Raw genomic sequence first — 15212 nt, 5'->3', positions numbered from 1 at the left:
GAACGCCACGTTCGCTTCTTCCATGCAAGGAACCTCCATGAGCAGCATTCCTGCCACGTCCAACGCCAGCCCCGTCTCCTTTGACCGCTTCGAGGCAGCGATCGCCGAGTCCACCATCGACAAGTCCCTGTCCGGCATCACATACTCCCCCTACTGGCTGCAGCATCCCGACCGCCCGGTGGCCCTTCCCGCGCTGGAAGGCAAGGCGTCCACGGACCTTCTGGTCGTCGGCGGCGGCTACTGCGGCCTGTGGACGGCGCTGCTGGCCAAGGAAGCCGACCCGGCCCGCGATGTCACGCTGATCGAATCAGAGACCGTCGGCTGGGCCGCCTCCGGGCGCAACGGCGGGTTCTGCGAGGCATCCCTGGTCCACGGGGAATCCAACGGCGAGAGGCACCTTCCCCGGGAAAACGCCAGGCTCACCGAGCTCGGCGCCGAAAACCTGGCCGGCATCATCAGGACCGTCGAAAAATACAACATCGACTGCGACCTGACACCCAGCGGCGTGCTGACCGTCGCCACCGAAAAGCACCAGGTGCCCTTGCTGCGGGAAGAGGCGGCGGCCAACCCCGAGGCGCCCTTCCTGGATGCCGACGAGGTGAGGACCCACATCAACTCCCCGATCTTCGAGGGCGGAAGCTGGGATCGGCACACCACCGTGCTGGTCCACCCGGCCAAGCTGGCCTGGGGCCTGCGCCGGGTGTGCCTGGAGCTGGGGGTGAGGATCTTCGAACACACCACCGGCGAGGAACTCACCTCCACCCCCGGATCCATCGAGGTCCGCACCGGCGCCGGGCACATCACCGCCCAGCGGGTCGCCCTGGCCACCAACGTGTTCCCCTCGCTGCTCAAGCGCCACCGCCTGCACACCATCCCGGTGTACGACTACGCCCTGATGACCGAGCCGCTCACCGCAGCCCAGCGCGAGTCCATCGGCTGGAAGGGGAACATGGGCCTGGCCGACATGAACAACCGCTTCCACTACTCCCGCCCCACCCTCGACGAGAACGGCGGCTGGCGCATCCTCTTCGGCGGCTACGACGCCGTCTACCACTACGGGCGGGCAGTCAAGCACCAGTACGACAACAACCCCCAGACGTTCAGGAAGCTGGCCGCGCACTTCATCGGCACCTTCCCGCAGCTGGAGGGCATCAGCTTCTCCCACGCCTGGGGTGGGGCCATCGACACCTGCAGCCGCTTCTTTGCGTTCTTCGACACCTCGCACGGCGGCCGCGTCGCCTACTGTGCCGGATACACCGGCCTGGGCGTGGGCGCCACGCGCTTCGGGGCACGGGTCATGCTGGACCTGCTCTCCGGCGCCCAGTCCGAGCTGACCGAACTGGAGATGGTCAGGAAGAAGCCGCTGCCCTTCCCCCCGGAGCCGGTGGCCTGGGTGGGCGTGAAGCTGATGACCAACTCACTGGCCAAGGCCGATCGGAACGAGGGCAGGCGCGGCCCGTTCCTCAAGGCCATGGACGCTCTCGGCATGGGGTTCGACTCGTGAGCACCCCCGGCTTCCCGCACCTTCTGGGCGGCCAGGCGCTGCGCGTGAACCGCGTCCCCCTGGACCACGAGCCCGTCCCCTCCGACCGGGCCCCCGCCACACCCACCACGACCGCCGCCGTGTCCCTGGGTATGCTGGCCGGCACCGAGTTCGGCATCTGGGAGATGGGCGCCGGATCCATGTTCGATGTGGAGGCCGAGGAGGTCTTCGTGGTCACGGCCGGGCACGGCACCGTGGTCATCGCGCCCTTCGACGGGCACCCGGCACGCACCGCCGATCTGGTCCCGGGAACCGTCATGCGGCTGAGCGCCGGCATGCACACCACCTGGACCGTCACCGAACCGCTGCGCAAGATCTATTTCACCCCCATCGAAGACCACGGGAGCGATTCATGAGCACGACCACCCAGGGCCACCAGTACATCAACGGCGCGTACCGCGTCGGACGCGGACCGACCGCCAAGCGGGTCAACCCGGCCACCGGCCAGGTCGCCCAGACCCTGGACTACGCCTCGATTGCCGATGTGGAGGACGCCGTCGCCGCGGCCTCCGCCGCCTTCACGTCCTGGTCGCGGCTGACCCCGGGCGCCCGCGCCGACCACCTGCTGGCCTTCGGTGCCGAGCTGAAGACCCGCGCCGACGAGCTTGCCGAGCTGGAAACCGCGCAGACCGGCAAGTCAACCCGCATGGCCCACGAGTTCGACGTGCCCGGCACCATCGACAACGTGAACTTCTTTGCCGGCGCTGCGCGGAACCTGCAGGGCCAGGCCGCCGGCGACTACGCGGGGAACTCCACCTCGATGATCCGGCGCGAGGCCATCGGCGTCATCGGTTCCATCGCCCCCTGGAACTACCCGTTGCAGATGGCCGCCTGGAAGATCCTGCCGGCCATCGCCGCCGGCAACACCATCGTGCTCAAGCCCAGCGAGCTGACCCCCGGCACCACGCTGCTCTTCGCCGAGGCCGCAACCGCCGCAGGAATCCCCGACGGCGTCATCAACGTGGTCGTCGGCACCGGCCGCGAGATCGGCGAGGCCCTGGTCCGCCACCCGCACGTGGTCATGAGCTCCTTCACCGGCTCCACCGCCGTGGGACGGCGCATCATGGAAATGGCCGCGGCAACGGGGAAGCGCGTCCATCTGGAGCTCGGCGGCAAGGCACCCCTGGTGGTCTTCAAGGACGCCGACGTGGAGGCCGCGGCCCACGGCGCGGTGGCAGGATCCACCATCAACGGCGGCCAGGACTGCACCGCGGCAACCCGCGCCTACGTGCATTCCTCGCTCTTCGAGGCGTTCACCTCCCGCGTGGCCGAACTCATGGACACCATGGTCGTGGGCGACCCCGCCAGCGAAGACACCGACATGGGCTCGCTGATCTCCCACCGGCACCGCGACAAGGTCGCGTCCATGGTCGAGCGCGCCAAGGAGGCCGGCGCGACGGTGCGTGCCGGAGGCGTGGCCCCCGACGTGCCCGGCGCCTTCTACCGCCCCACGCTGATCACCGGCGCCGCCCAGGACAGCGAAATCGTGCAGGAGGAGATCTTCGGACCCGTGCTGGTCGCCCTTCCCTTCGAGACCGAGGACGAGGCCATCGAGCTGGCCAACGACACCCCGTACGGACTGGCAGCCTCCGCCTGGACCAACAACGTCAACCTCGCCATGCGTGCCGCCGCGGAGATCCAGGCCGGCTGCGTATGGGTCAACGAGCACATCCCGATCGTCTCGGAAATGCCGCACGGCGGCTACAAGGCCTCGGGCTTCGGCAAGGACATGAGCAGCTACTCCTTCGAGGAGTACACCAACGTCAAGCACGTGCTCATCTCCCACGACACCGACGTGCACAAGCAATGGCAGGACACGGTCTTCAGGCAGCGCTGATTGTCCGGGCCCAGGGGGCGGGTGCGGGATCCGCGGGACGTCCGCGCCCCGCCGGCCGGTCGGTGCCCCGGGACCCGGGACCCGGCTTGCGCGCAAGAATGGCGCCATGGGGCCGGTGGCCTGGATCCGTCCGCGTGTGGACCTCGAGGATGGCGAAACCGGCAGCCTCGAGTTCCCCGCAAAGACGCTGGACCGGCCACCGGTAGGCCGTCACGACCTGGTGCTCGAAGGCCTGAACGGCGGGTCCGTCGAAAAACCCCAGGAGAACCAAGCCGCCTGCCGTGACGCTGCGGGCAAATTCCCGCAAGATCGTGCCCACGTCCCGCGGTTGGGTGTGGATGATCGAGTACCAGGACAGGATGCCCGCCACGGACCCGTCCCGCATGCCCAGGGCTTCAAGGTTCCCGACCCTGAACGGCACGAGCGGGAATCTTTGCCGGGCACGATCGATGAATGCCGGGGAAAGATCGACACCCTCCACCTCGCTCCCGTGTTCTTGGAGGAAGTCCGTCCAATGACCCGGGCCGCAACCGGCATCAACGATGCGGCCGCCGGCCAGTTTCGCGAATCTGCGCACCAGCGCAAGATCCTCCGGATGGACATCGCCCATCGATCCGCAGGCCTCGATGTACTCGTCGGCCCTCTCCGAGTAGGCGGCGCAAACGCGGGAAGTGGACATGGGACCGAGTCTAGTTCCTGGCACGGGGTCCGGTCCCGCGCCTCCCATGCCATGTCGACTGCCCGTCCTCGCGACACCCCGAGGCTCGCGGCAGCTTGGAACGCGATTTGCACGCACGCCGTGACCACTCGCGGCGTGCTCGGCGAAAGCCATGGGGCCCTGCGCCCTGGCCGAATCGCTACACTGTTCTGGTGGGGGTCTCTTGGGGAGACACGGCACGCAATCGATCTGGAGCTGAACCTTTCATGGGTGGACACCACCACGCGGACGTACTCGTTGACCCGGCCCGGCGCCGACGCGCCAACCTCATCCTCTGGATCCTGCTCGCCCCCGTGGGGGTGCTGGCCCTGGTGGCAACCATCATGCTCTGGCCCAGCGGAAACATCACAAAGTCGCCACTCAACGACGTTTTCAACACCGCGAACGGGGTGGAGCTCTCCACCGGGACCGTTACCCGGACCGTGAGCGAGACCTGTCCCTCCACCGAGGGGTTGGATGAGGTCGGCGGCAAGGAACTGCTCTGCGACATTTCCTATGTCGCCCCCGAAACGGGCGGCGCGTCCTTTGCCCTGGAGGTTCCCCCGGAAACGACCCAGTCACGTCCGCTGGTGGCCGGCGACAAGATCAAGTACCTCGACCTGTCGCACACCACCGATTCCTCGGCACCCTATGTCTTCGTTGACTTCGTGCGCTCGACCCCGCTGGCATTGCTGGGCATCGCCTATGCGGTGGTGGTGTGCTGGGTGGCGCGATGGCGCGGGCTGCGCGCCCTGGCCGGACTCGCCGGCGGGTTGTTCTTCATCGTCAGCTTCATGATCCCGGCCCTGCTCGAGGGCAAGTCCCCCATGATTGTCGGGCTGACCACCTCCACCATTGTCATGTTCGCGGCCTTGTACTTCGCCCACGGCTTCTCGGCCAGGACCTCCACGGCCCTGCTCGGGACGCTGTTCGGCCTGGGGGTCACCGCGGCCATTGCCACCTGGGCCACGGATGCGGCGGCGCTGACCGGCGCCACGGAGGATTCGGCCCTGACCCTGAGCACCGTGGTGCCCGAGCTCAGCCTCTCCGGACTGCTGTTGTGCGGGCTGCTCATTGCCGGCATGGGCGTGCTCAACGACGTGACCATCACCCAGTCCTCCGCCGTGTGGGAACTGGCCGAAATCGCCCCGCATTCCACGGCGCGGCAACTTTTCGCTTCGGGGATGCGCATCGGCCGCGACCACATCGCCTCGACCGTCTACACCATTGCCTTCGCCTACGCCGGAGCCGCCCTGCCGATCCTGGTGCTGGTGAGCCTGTACAACCGCCCGCTGATCGACACGCTCACCACCGGACAAATGGCCGAGGAAGTCATTCGGATCCTCGTGGGATCCATCGGCCTGGTGCTGGCAATTCCCGTGACCACCGCCATCGCGGTGGCCGTGGTCAAGGCGGTCGGCCCCGGCGCCAAGGGCTCCGGCGAGGTCACCGGGCCCGGGGAAACAGCCGTTTCCCGCGCGTCGGGCCGTCGGGCCCTCAGGCCGGAGGGCGCCGACGCCACAGCGGCGTCCGGCATAGACTAACCGGCGTCCACGGAGTCCCGCCCCGTGGACGTTTTCCTCACAAGTAAACGATAATGGTTCTTGTTTAGGTTAGAGTGGATATCCGTACGCACTCGCCACATGTCCCCAAAGGATCGCTTCACCCATGAATCGTCGAACTCTTCGCCTTGTCCCCCTGGCCCTCGCCGGCACCCTCGCCTTGGCGGCCTGCGGCGGAAACGCCGCAAGCCAGGAATCGGTCCCCGCCGGGCAGGACAGGTTGCAGGTGGTCACCAGCACCACCGTCTACGCCGACCTGGTGAGCCGGATCGGCGGCGACGAGGTGGAGGCAACCCCCGTCATCAATTCCGTGTCGCAGGACCCGCATTCCTACGAGGCCACGTCGCGAGACAAGCTGGCATTGTCCAAGGCGCAGCTGGTCGTGGCCAATGGCGGCGGATACGACGCGTTCATGGACGTCCTGGCCAAGGACTTGAAGCTTTCGGACGCCACCCTCGTCAACGCCGTGGACACCTCGCCGATCGCGGAAGGCGAGGAAGGCGCAGCCGACGAACACGCGGACGAAGCGACAGCCCACGACGAGCACGCCGGCGAAACCGCCGAGGAGCATGCGGCACACGACGAGCACGCCGGCGAAACCGCCGAAGAGCACGCGGCACACGACGAGCACGCCGACGAAACCGCAGAGGCCGAGGGGCATGAGGGCCACGCCCACGGCGCCTTCAACGAGCACATCTGGTACGACCTTGAATCCATGCGCATGCTCACCGACGAGATCGCGAAGCGCATGGGCACCCTGAAGCCCGAGTCGGCCGCAGTCTTCACCGAAAATGCCGCGGCACTGACCAGCGACCTGAAGGGACTCGAGGCCCGAGTCGAGAAGCTGCACGGCGCACTGGACGGCAAGAAGTTCGCCATGACCGAGCCGGTCCCCTTCCACCTGCTCACCGACATGGGCATGGTGGATGCCACCCCGGAGGGCCTGAGCGAATCCATCGAGGGCGGCGGCGAGGTCTCCCCCCAGGCGTTCAACGAGATGGGCAAGCGCTTCGAGGCCGGGGACATCGACGTCCTGGCCTACAACACCCAGACTGAGAGCCCGCAGACCGAACGCATCCGCAAGCAGGCCGAGGGCGCGAAGGTCCCGGTCGTCGACTTCACCGAGACCCTGCCGGAGAACACCGACTACGTCTCGTGGATGGGTTCCAACATCCAGGCCATGGAGTCCGTGGCCAAGTAGCCGGGACCCGCAGGCGCCACAAGGCCCGGCGGCCGTCGAACCGATCTCCGGTTCGACGGCCGCCGGGCCCTTTCATGTCCTCTTCTCTTGCCCTCAGTCGCCCGCATCCGTGGTCTTGGGCCACCGCAGCAATGCGGCGATGCCCACGCCGTCGGGCAGCACGCCCTCGGGCACGTAGCGGATGGCGGCGTCCGTCAGCGCCGTGGCCCGCAGGAGCACCTCCGGCGCCGGCCAGGCGCCGATCACCGAGTCGGAGTGTTCCTCCGAGTCCTCGCCGCAGAGCCACGGGTCCGCGTCCAGGGCAATGAGCGTCTCATCGTCCTGGTACTGGCCCACCAGCACCGTTTCGGCCTGTGCCTGCTGCAGTGCCGCGACGACTTCGTCGAAGCCCAGGGCCAGTTCCGTCCGGCCGTTTCCACTGCGGTTTGCCACCCGGTCGGAGAGATCCTGCACGTCCCTGCCCAGGACCTCGTCGATCTGCTCCTGCACGGCGGCGGCAAACGCCGCCTGGTCCGCACCTCCGGTGCGCGTGTGCTGTTCGAGGATGCTGGTGATCGGCCGGTGGGCCGGTGCGAGCTTGCTGGCCACCAGTTCGCGGGCCTTGACGTCCCCGGCCAGCACAATGAGCTTCACGTAGTTTTCGCGGGCGAGCTCGTCGATCTGCTTGGCCAGGTCGTCGGCGTTGCGCCGCCAGATTTCCTCGGTCGAGGACTGGTTCTTCGGTTCGTCGTAGCGCCCCGGGACCTTGCGTGCGTGGTGCGCCTCGTCCGGGTCCCCGGTGACGCCGCGGCGGTCCTCGACACCCTGGACCGCGGAGTGGTAGAGCCGCACCTCGCCGCCGTCGCGGCCGGCTTCGGCGACCAGGTAGGGAAATTGCCCGCCGCGGGCCCGTGCCAAGGCCACCAGGTTGGGGAAGGGTCCGCAGTCGACGTCCGCAGACTCGACCTTCAGCCCATCGATGATCTCGTCGACAACGACTTCGCCGTTGTTCACCGCCACAAAGCGGGCAACGGGGGCCGCGTGCCCCTCGGCCGGCAGCAGGGCCGCCGTCAGGGCGCCAATGTCCGCCTCCGACGCCTGTTGCGATCCGAGCAGTTTTCCTACGTGTTCAGGGAGTGCATCAACCGCTTCCTGTGCCGCGGTTGTTCCTAGCGAAACGTCGACGAGAGCTGTACACCATTGGCCCTCTCGACGGTAAAGCGAGGCGTCGATTCCTGTGGAACCTGCGCGTGATGCCATGGGGGAGCTCCTTCCCACGCGGGGAAGCCCGCGTGCCGATTCGATCCGTCTGCTCACCGTAGCACCGGAACAGACCCCGCCGAAAGGGTCTGCTCAAAAGCGATTTCATTAGGTACGATGGTGCGATCCGTGCCCTGCGGGGGGCCGTCGGGACAGGTGCCTTAAGCCGCACGTCGAACGCCGGTTGGCCGCCCGTGGCTACAGACCCAGGATGGCGGTGGCGACCAGGAAGTAGATGACCAGCCCCGCCGCATCGACGAACGTGGAAATGAAGGGGTTGGAGAAAACCGCCGGATCCGCGCGCACCGCCTTGCCCAGCAGCGGCATCAGCCCGCCGATGCTCGCTGCCATGGTGCACACCCCCAGCAGCGTCAGCCCAATGACCAGGCCAAGGGGCACGCTGAAGGCCAGCGCCGCGATCGAGAAGCCGAGTGCCCCCAGCAGCAATCCCAGCAGCGCGCCGACCCGCACCTCCCTCACGAATACCTTGAGCACGTCCCGCGGGCGCACATCCCCCAGCGCCAGGGCGCGGGTGATGGTGGTGGCCGCCTGGTTTCCGGTGTTCCCGCCCGTGCCGATGAGCAGCGGGATGAACAGCGAGAGCACCACCTGCGCCTCGAGGGTCTCCTCGAACGCGCCGATGACCTGGACGGTCAGGGTCGCACCGAGGGCCAGCACCAGCAGCCAGACCACGCGGGCCCGGACGATCGAGCGCACCGGCGTCGCCAGGTAGGGACGGCGCAGCGGCTCGGTGCCTCCGGAGCGGGCGGCATCCTCGGACTCGGCCTCTTCCAGGATCCGCAGTGCGTCGTCCACCGTCAGGATCCCCACGAGGCGCTCCTCGTCGTCGACCACCGGCAGCACCAGGACCTTCGCGTCGGCACAGTAGCGGGCGGCCTCCTCGGCATCGAGCGAAGCCGCCACGGATATGGGCTTCTTCATGATCCCCTCGATCGGCTCCCCGGGTTCGGCCCGCAGCACATCGCGCAGCGATACCACTCCCACCAGGCGGCGGCCCGCGTCGGTGACGAGGATGGTGTAGACGCTCTCGGCCTCGTCGAGCAGGGCGCGCACCCGCGCCAGGGTCTCCCCCGCGCCGAGCCCGGGACGGGTGGTCACGAACTCCGGGCTCATGTAGCGTCCGACCGCGCCCTGCGGGTAGCCCAGCACCGTGCCGGTCAGCGCACGTTCCTTCGCGTTCAGGCCCAGGATCAGCCGGTTCGCGACCGCGGCAGGCAGCTCGTCGAGCAGGGCCACCCGGTCATCGGGGCTCAGGGAGGCAAAGACCTCCGCGACATCCTTTTCCTGCAGGCCGGACACCAAGTCGGCCTGGAGCGAGGCATCAAGGCGCTCGAAGACCTCCAGGGCACGGTCCTTGGGGAGCGTGCGGTAGGCCAGGGCCCTGTCAATGGTGTTCAGTCGCTCGAGTTGCTCTAGGGTTTCGGTGGTCCCCAGGGGATGGAAAACCCTTGACGTTGCGGCTATGTCGTTGGCGGCCAGCGCCTTGGCCAGTTGCTCCGAGCTGATATCGAACGAGCTCGCGGGGGTCTTGATCATGGTCCGGTTCCCTCCGGTGGACACCCACGCCGGCATCAGACCTCCGGGTCACGGAGGCGCGTTTTTGCAGCGGGTGTTGTGGGCTGGGGCAGTGTGTGAAACAGCAGCCGCGCAGCACCTGAAGGGCCGTTACGGGAAATCCCCATGGACGTGGAGCCTGGAGCCCTCGAAGCGGGTCCATTCCCGGCGCGAGGCGCCGGGCGGGTCTTATCCTGACTTCACCGACCCGGTGCTTGGCACCTGGCGGGGAATAGGACTGTCATGGCTGGATGGTGGGGAAATCCCGGGCACAGAGGTGTTGCCCGCGCGGCGCGGTAGATCGACTAGGCCCGTCTTCCATGCGTGCGGTCACCTCCATCCGTGTTGGGGCCGGGATATCCCCTGGCAGACAGCGCCGTGGCGTGGCCGCACCGGGGCCGGGCGTTTGTCCCATGCTAGGCCACGCTCCAGGTGTTCGGCCAATCCGGGTCTCCGCCCCCGGGCAGTGCGGGCGCTCAGCGACGCGGCGTCGCGCGGGTGGGAACCCAGTATCTCCGGGTGGGCCCGTCGCTGGCCTCGACGAGGTTCTCCAGCACTCCCCCGTTGGCCTCGATGGTGCGGGCCGAGCCGACATTGTCGTCCCTGCAGGTCACCAGCGCCGAGTCGATGTTGCGTTGCGCCAATTGGGCCAGCGAGAGGCGCAGGATGCCGGTGGCGTGGCCGCGCCTGCGATGCCCGGGGCGGACGGCGTAGCCGATGTGCCCGCCGACCGCGAGCAGGTTTTCGTTGAGTTCGAACCGGATGCAGGTCCTGCCCACCAGCGTGCCGTCGTCGAAGGCTCCCCAGAGTGCGGAGCGGACCCACCCGGGCAGCAGGCCCAGGCCCTGCTCGTGGGCAGCCAGCTGTTCGAGGTAGGACTCGAATCCCCGGCGGGCCGAGTAGCCGAGCAGGAAGTCGAAGTCGTCGGCGTCCAGCTCGGCGCGCGCGTCAAGTGCTGCTGCGGCGTCGGCGCCGGTGAATGGTCGGATTTCAAGCATGCTTCGAAGGCTACCAGCCCGAAACCATCCCCGGCGCCGCGGCCCCGTGGCGGGACTACGCCCCTAGCACTCGATCACGTTCACGGCCAGCCCGCCCATCGCGGTTTCCTTGTACTTGTCGCTCATGTCCTTGCCGGTCTCGCGCATGGTGATGATGACCTCGTCCAGCGTGACGTGGTGCTGGCCGTCGCCCATCAGCGCCATCTTGGCCGCATTGATGGCCTTGGAAGCGGCGATGGCGTTGCGCTCGATGCACGGGATCTGCACGAGCCCGCCGATGGGGTCGCAGGTCAGCCCAAGGTTGTGCTCCATGGCGATCTCCGCGGCGTTTTCCACCTGGTCAACGGTGCCGCCGAGGATCTCGGCCAGTCCGCCAGCGGCCATGGAGGACGCGGAACCGACCTCGCCCTGGCAGCCGACCTCGGCGCCAGAGATCGAGGCCTGCTCCTTGTAGAGCACGCCGATCGCGGCGGCGGTGAGCATGAACCGGACGATCACGTCCTCGCGCTCCTCCTGGTTCCAGTACTGGGCCCCGGGCGCATAGTGGGTCGCGTAGAACATCACGGCGGGAATGATGCCCGCCGCGCCGTTGGTCGGCGCGGTGACCACGCGCCCGCCGGAGGCGTTTTCCTCGTTGACGGCAAGCGCCACCAGGTTGACCCATTCCTGCCAGTACACCGGGTCGCGGTCCTTGTCTTCCTTGGCCAGGCGCTTGTGCCATTCGGGAGCGCGGCGGCGGACCTTCAGCCCGCCGGGCAACACTCCCTCGCGTTCCAGCGCCGAATCCTTGCAGTCCTCCATGACCTGCCAGATGTGCAGCAGGCCCTCCCGGATTTCCTCCTTGGAGCGGTAGACCTCTTCGTTGGCGGCCATGACCCCGGCAATGGACAGGCCCGAGGTGGCGCAGTGCTCCAGCAGCTTTGCCGCGGTGGTGAAGGGGTAGGGCTGCGCGTTGAGCGCCTCCTCGAGGTTGGCTGCAAGCTTTTCCTCGGCACCCTCGCGCACGATGAAGCCACCACCCACCGAATAGTAGGTGTCCTCGGCCAGGACGTTCCCCTCGGCATCCAAGGCAGCCATCTTCATGCCGTTGGTGTGCCGCGGCAGCACCGTGAGCGGGTGCTGGATCATGTCCTCGACCTTGTAGTCGATTTCCTTGCCCTCCCCCAGCGCCTTGCACAATTGCAGCTTGCCGGTCGCCGCCATGTCGTCAAGTCGCGTATCGACCTCGGCGGGCAGGATGGCCTCGGGCTCGTAGCCCTCGAGGCCCAGCATGATCGCGGTGAAGGTTCCGTGGCCGCGGCCGGTGGCGGCAAGCGACCCGTAGACATCTACACGCAGCGATGCGGTCTGCACGAGTTTTTCCTCGCGCACCAGCTTTGCGGCAAAGGCGTGGGCGGCGCGCATGGGTCCCACCGTGTGTGACGACGATGGCCCAATGCCGACGGTGAAAAGATCAAAAACACTGATAGCCATTGAACAAGCTTCCTTCGTAGGTACTGCTGCGGGAGTTCTCGATGGTGGACGGCGGAAACACGAGGCGTGTGACGTGCAACACGGCATGCGGTGCAAAGACCGCGAGCCCGGGACCGTTCTGGTCCCGGGCTCGCGGCGTCATGCAAGGAGTCCGGGACTAGACCAGTTTGGCCAGTTCCGGGTACAGCGGGTGGGCGTTGGCCAGGGCGTGCACGCGGTCCTTCAGGGCCGCGAGCGTTGCCTCGTTGTTCTCCTGGGTGCCGGCGATGAGGGTCTCGGCGATGATGTCGGCGACCTCCACGAAGGCTGCCTCGGAGAAGCCGCGGGTGGCCAGGGCCGGGGTGCCGATGCGCAAGCCGCTGGTGACCATCGGCGGGCGCGGGTCGAAGGGGACAGCGTTGCGGTTCACCGTGATCTCCACCTTCGCCAGCAGGTCCTCGCCCTGCTGGCCGTCCAGCTGGGAGTTCCGCAGATCCACCAGGACCAGGTGCACGTCGGTGCCGCCGGTGAGCACGCTGATGCCCGCCGCCGCGACATCCGGTGCGGTGAGGCGCTCGGCCAGGATCCGCGCCCCGGCCAGGGTGCGTTCCTGGCGCTCCTTGAACTCGGGCGTCGCGGCGATCTTGAAGGCCACGGCCTTGCCCGCGATCACGTGCTCCAGCGGGCCGCCCTGCTGGCCGGGGAACACCGCGGAGTTGACCTTCTTGGCGATGTCCGCGTCGTTGGTCAGGATGATCCCGCCGCGCGGGCCGGCAAGGGTCTTGTGCGTGGTGGAGGAGACGACGTGGGCGTGCGGCACCGGGGAGGGGTGCAGCCCCGCGGCCACCAGGCCGGCGAAGTGCGCCATGTCCACGAACAGGTACGCCCCGACCTTGTCGGCGATCTCGCGGAAGCGGGCGAAGTCCAGCTGGCGCGGGTAGGCGGACCAGCCGGCGACGATCATCTTCGGCTTATGCTCCAGGGCCAGGGCCTCGACCTTGTCCATGTCCACCACCAGGGTGTCCTCCTCGACCCCGTAGGGGACGATGTTGTAGAGGCGGCCGGAGAAGTTGATCTTCATGCCGTGGGTCAGGTGCCCGCCGTGGGCCAGGTTCAGGCCCATGATGGTGTCGCCCGGGCGGATCAGCGCGTGCATCACCGAGGCGTTGGCCTGCGCGCCGGAGTGCGGCTGCACGTTCGCGAACTCCGCGCCGAACAGCGCCTTGACCCGCTCCAGGGCCAGGGTCTCCACGACGTCGACCTCCTCGCAGCCGCCGTAGTAGCGCTTGCCCGGGTAGCCCTCGGCGTACTTGTTGGTCAGCACCGAGCCCTGCGCCTGCATCACGGCCAGGGCCGTGTGGTTCTCCGAGGCGATCATCTCCAGCCCGCGCTGCTGGCGCGCCAGCTCCGCGTCGATGCGCTCCGCAATCTCCGGATCCAGGGTCCCGATGTCCTGCGTCAGCGACGCAGGGGCAAGGGATTCGAACACTGCGGTCACGCTACGTCGCCGCCGTTTGCGGAGGCGTAGTCTGCTGCCGAGAGCAGCGGGCCCTCCTCGGTGACCTCAACGGTGAACAGCCAGCCGGCGCCGTACGGGTCCTCGTTCAGGATGGCCGGGTTGTCGATGGCCTCCTGGTTGACCTCGACGATGGTGCCGGTGACCGGGGCGTACAGGTCGGAGACCGACTTGGTCGACTCGACTTCGCCACAGGTCTCGCCTGCGGTGACGGTGTCGCCAACCTCGGGCAGGTCAACGTACACGACGTCGCCCAGGGCGTCTGCCGCAACCTGGGAGATGCCGACCTTGGTCGGGGTCGAGGCGTCGACCCATTCGTGTTCGGCCGAGTAACGAAGGGATGCGAGAACCTTGCTCATGGGGGTGTTTCCTCTCAAAGAATGTGGGTAAAGAAGTTAAGCCGGTTGATCGGTGGCGGGACGCGTCGCGCCCGCCACCGACAACGTTACTTGGCTCGGGTGTAGAACGGCAGTGCGACGACTTCGAATGCCTCGGGCTTGCCACGCAGGTCAACATCGACCTTCGTGCCGACCTCGGCGAACTCCGGGGCCACGTAGGCCAGGGCCACCGGGTAGCCCAGGGTCGGCGAAGGCTGGCCGGAGGTGACGGCGCCGATCTGCGCACCGTCGACGGACACCGGGTAGCCGCCGCGGCCGGCGCGACGCCCCAGGCCCTTCAGGCCCACCAGGGTCCGCTTGGCGCCTTCGGCCTTGATGGCCTCCAGTGCCTTGCGGCCCACGAAGTCCTCTTCCTTCTTGAAGGACACGATCGGGCCGAGGTTGGCCTCGAACGGGTTTCCCTCAAGGGAAAGCTCGTTACCGTACAGCGGCATGCCCGCTTCCAGGCGCAGCGAGTCGCGGCATGCCAGGCCGGCGGGGACCAACCCGTGGCTGGCGCCGGCGGCCATCAATGCGTCCCAGAGTTCCGCAGCCAGCTCGTTGGGCACGTACAGCTCGAAGCCGTCCTCGCCGGTGTAGCCGGTGCGGGCCAGCAGCACGTCGACGCCCGCGACAGCGGTTTCGTCGGCCGCGTAGTAGCTCATGTCGGAGACGAGCGACTTGGCGGATTCCGCCACCAGCTCGTGCAGGATGGCCACGGCGGCCGGGCCCTGCACGGCGATCAGCGAGGTTTCCGCCGACGCGTCGGTGACGGTGACGTCGAAGCCCTTGGCGCGCTCGGCCAGGGCGGCGGCAACCACCGGGGCGTTGCCGGCGTTGGGCACGACCAGGAACTTTTCCTCGCCGCGGCGGTAGGTGATCAGGTCGTCGATGATGCCGCCGTCTTCGCTGCAGATCACCGAGTACTTGGCCTTGCCGATCTTCATGACCGCCATGTTGCCCGCCAGCGCGGTGTTCAGGTACGTTGCGGCGTCGGGTCCCTCGACCCAGACCTCGCCCATGTGGGAGAGGTCGAACAGGCCGGCGGTGGCGCGCACGGCCTTGTGCTCGGCCAGTTCCGAACCGTACTTCAGCGGCATGTCCCAACCGCCGAAGTCGGTGAAGGACGCGCCAAGTTCCGCATGCTTGGCATGCAGGGAGGTTTTCTTCGGGTCGCTCATCAAGCTACCTTTCGTGGGGCTCAAAAATGAGTGG

At 67.7% G+C, this 15212-nt stretch carries 13 protein-coding genes; 5 read left to right on the top strand and 8 right to left on the bottom strand.

The annotated features are described in order from the left end of the window. Positions 1-37 precede the first annotated feature (37 nt). Genes AC6CHY_RS15145 through AC6CHY_RS15135 form a run of 3 tightly spaced genes read left to right on the top strand, consistent with a single transcriptional unit; the run spans position 38 to position 3380 of the window. Entirely contained in the window at positions 38-1504 is a 1467-nt protein-coding gene (locus AC6CHY_RS15145; RefSeq protein ID WP_498227233.1) for an NAD(P)/FAD-dependent oxidoreductase, read from the top strand. After that, positions 1501-1899 (top strand): cupin domain-containing protein, encoded by a 399-nt coding sequence (locus AC6CHY_RS15140; protein ID WP_498227232.1) that lies wholly within the window; start codon positions 1501-1503, stop codon positions 1897-1899. Before AC6CHY_RS15145 ends, AC6CHY_RS15140 begins: the two co-directional genes overlap by 4 nt. Beyond that, positions 1896-3380, top strand: a complete 1485-nt coding sequence (locus tag AC6CHY_RS15135; RefSeq protein WP_498227231.1) for a gamma-aminobutyraldehyde dehydrogenase — start codon at positions 1896-1898, stop codon at positions 3378-3380. The genes AC6CHY_RS15140 and AC6CHY_RS15135 overlap by 4 nt, the downstream gene beginning before the upstream one ends. Here AC6CHY_RS15135 and AC6CHY_RS15130 read toward each other — a convergent pair. Next, positions 3367-4059 carry a class I SAM-dependent methyltransferase gene (locus AC6CHY_RS15130; protein ID WP_498227230.1) on the bottom strand — a complete coding sequence of 231 codons (693 nt, stop codon included), beginning with the start codon at positions 4057-4059 and terminating at the stop codon, positions 3367-3369. The two genes, AC6CHY_RS15135 and AC6CHY_RS15130, sit on opposite strands and share 14 nt — an antisense overlap. Before the next feature lie 245 nt (positions 4060-4304). Between AC6CHY_RS15130 and AC6CHY_RS15125 the strand changes: the two genes are divergently transcribed. Both AC6CHY_RS15125 and AC6CHY_RS15120 read left to right on the top strand, forming a co-directional pair. Then, positions 4305-5621 (top strand): YibE/F family protein, encoded by a 1317-nt coding sequence (locus tag AC6CHY_RS15125; RefSeq protein ID WP_217390040.1) that lies wholly within the window; start codon positions 4305-4307, stop codon positions 5619-5621. A 124-nt stretch (positions 5622-5745) separates the two neighbouring features. Then, the gene (locus AC6CHY_RS15120) at positions 5746-6840 is read left to right on the top strand and encodes a metal ABC transporter solute-binding protein, Zn/Mn family (RefSeq protein ID WP_498227229.1); all 1095 of its coding nucleotides are present in this window, start codon (positions 5746-5748) and stop codon (positions 6838-6840) included. Positions 6841-6933: 93 nt separating this feature from the next. On the opposite strand, the gene AC6CHY_RS15115 is transcribed toward AC6CHY_RS15120, so the two are convergent. From AC6CHY_RS15115 to gcvT, 7 genes are all read right to left on the bottom strand, one after another. Further along, complete coding sequence (locus tag AC6CHY_RS15115; RefSeq protein WP_498227228.1) at positions 6934-8079, bottom strand: baeRF2 domain-containing protein; 1146 nt, start codon at positions 8077-8079, stop codon at positions 6934-6936. A 198-nt stretch (positions 8080-8277) separates the two neighbouring features. After that, entirely contained in the window at positions 8278-9636 is a 1359-nt protein-coding gene (mgtE, locus tag AC6CHY_RS15110; protein WP_498227227.1) for a magnesium transporter, read from the bottom strand. Between the two features lie 494 nt (positions 9637-10130). After that, positions 10131-10652 (bottom strand): GNAT family N-acetyltransferase, encoded by a 522-nt coding sequence (locus AC6CHY_RS15105; RefSeq protein ID WP_498227226.1) that lies wholly within the window; start codon positions 10650-10652, stop codon positions 10131-10133. A gap of 63 nt (positions 10653-10715) precedes the next feature. After that, complete coding sequence (locus tag AC6CHY_RS15100) at positions 10716-12125, bottom strand: L-serine ammonia-lyase (protein ID WP_217390035.1); 1410 nt, start codon at positions 12123-12125, stop codon at positions 10716-10718. 157 nt (positions 12126-12282) lie between these two features. Continuing rightward, positions 12283-13602: a serine hydroxymethyltransferase gene (gene glyA, locus AC6CHY_RS15095; RefSeq protein ID WP_498227225.1), complete on the bottom strand. Its 1320-nt coding sequence runs from the start codon at positions 13600-13602 to the stop codon at positions 12283-12285. Next, positions 13599-13979, bottom strand: coding sequence for a glycine cleavage system protein GcvH (gene gcvH, locus AC6CHY_RS15090; RefSeq protein WP_217390034.1), 381 nt, complete (start codon positions 13977-13979; stop codon positions 13599-13601). Before gcvH ends, glyA begins: the two co-directional genes overlap by 4 nt. A gap of 86 nt (positions 13980-14065) precedes the next feature. Next, positions 14066-15178 (bottom strand): glycine cleavage system aminomethyltransferase GcvT, encoded by a 1113-nt coding sequence (gene gcvT / locus AC6CHY_RS15085; RefSeq protein WP_498227224.1) that lies wholly within the window; start codon positions 15176-15178, stop codon positions 14066-14068. Positions 15179-15212: the final 34 nt, after the last annotated feature.

Source organism: Paeniglutamicibacter sp. GQ140 (assembly GCF_059759235.1).
The sequence above is the reverse complement of the archived record's forward strand: the minus strand, read 5'-3'. Positions and strand labels throughout refer to the sequence as shown.

Bases quoted from the DNA above. Each gene is read 5' to 3' on its own strand.
- AC6CHY_RS15145 (WP_498227233.1), top strand. From the start codon at position 38: ATGAGCAGCATTCCTGCCACGTCCAACGCCAGCCCCGTCTCCTTTGAC.
- AC6CHY_RS15125 (WP_217390040.1), top strand. From the start codon at position 4,305: ATGGGTGGACACCACCACGCGGACGTACTCGTTGACCCGGCCCGGCGC.
- gcvT (WP_498227224.1), bottom strand. From the start codon at position 15,178: ATGAGCGACCCGAAGAAAACCTCCCTGCATGCCAAGCATGCGGAACTT.
- AC6CHY_RS15135 (WP_498227231.1), top strand. From the start codon at position 1,896: ATGAGCACGACCACCCAGGGCCACCAGTACATCAACGGCGCGTACCGC.
- AC6CHY_RS15130 (WP_498227230.1), bottom strand. From the start codon at position 4,059: ATGTCCACTTCCCGCGTTTGCGCCGCCTACTCGGAGAGGGCCGACGAG.
- AC6CHY_RS15115 (WP_498227228.1), bottom strand. From the start codon at position 8,079: ATGGCATCACGCGCAGGTTCCACAGGAATCGACGCCTCGCTTTACCGT.
- AC6CHY_RS15120 (WP_498227229.1), top strand. From the start codon at position 5,746: ATGAATCGTCGAACTCTTCGCCTTGTCCCCCTGGCCCTCGCCGGCACC.
- AC6CHY_RS15105 (WP_498227226.1), bottom strand. From the start codon at position 10,652: ATGCTTGAAATCCGACCATTCACCGGCGCCGACGCCGCAGCAGCACTT.
- AC6CHY_RS15100 (WP_217390035.1), bottom strand. From the start codon at position 12,125: ATGGCTATCAGTGTTTTTGATCTTTTCACCGTCGGCATTGGGCCATCG.
- gcvH (WP_217390034.1), bottom strand. From the start codon at position 13,979: ATGAGCAAGGTTCTCGCATCCCTTCGTTACTCGGCCGAACACGAATGG.
- mgtE (WP_498227227.1), bottom strand. From the start codon at position 9,636: ATGATCAAGACCCCCGCGAGCTCGTTCGATATCAGCTCGGAGCAACTG.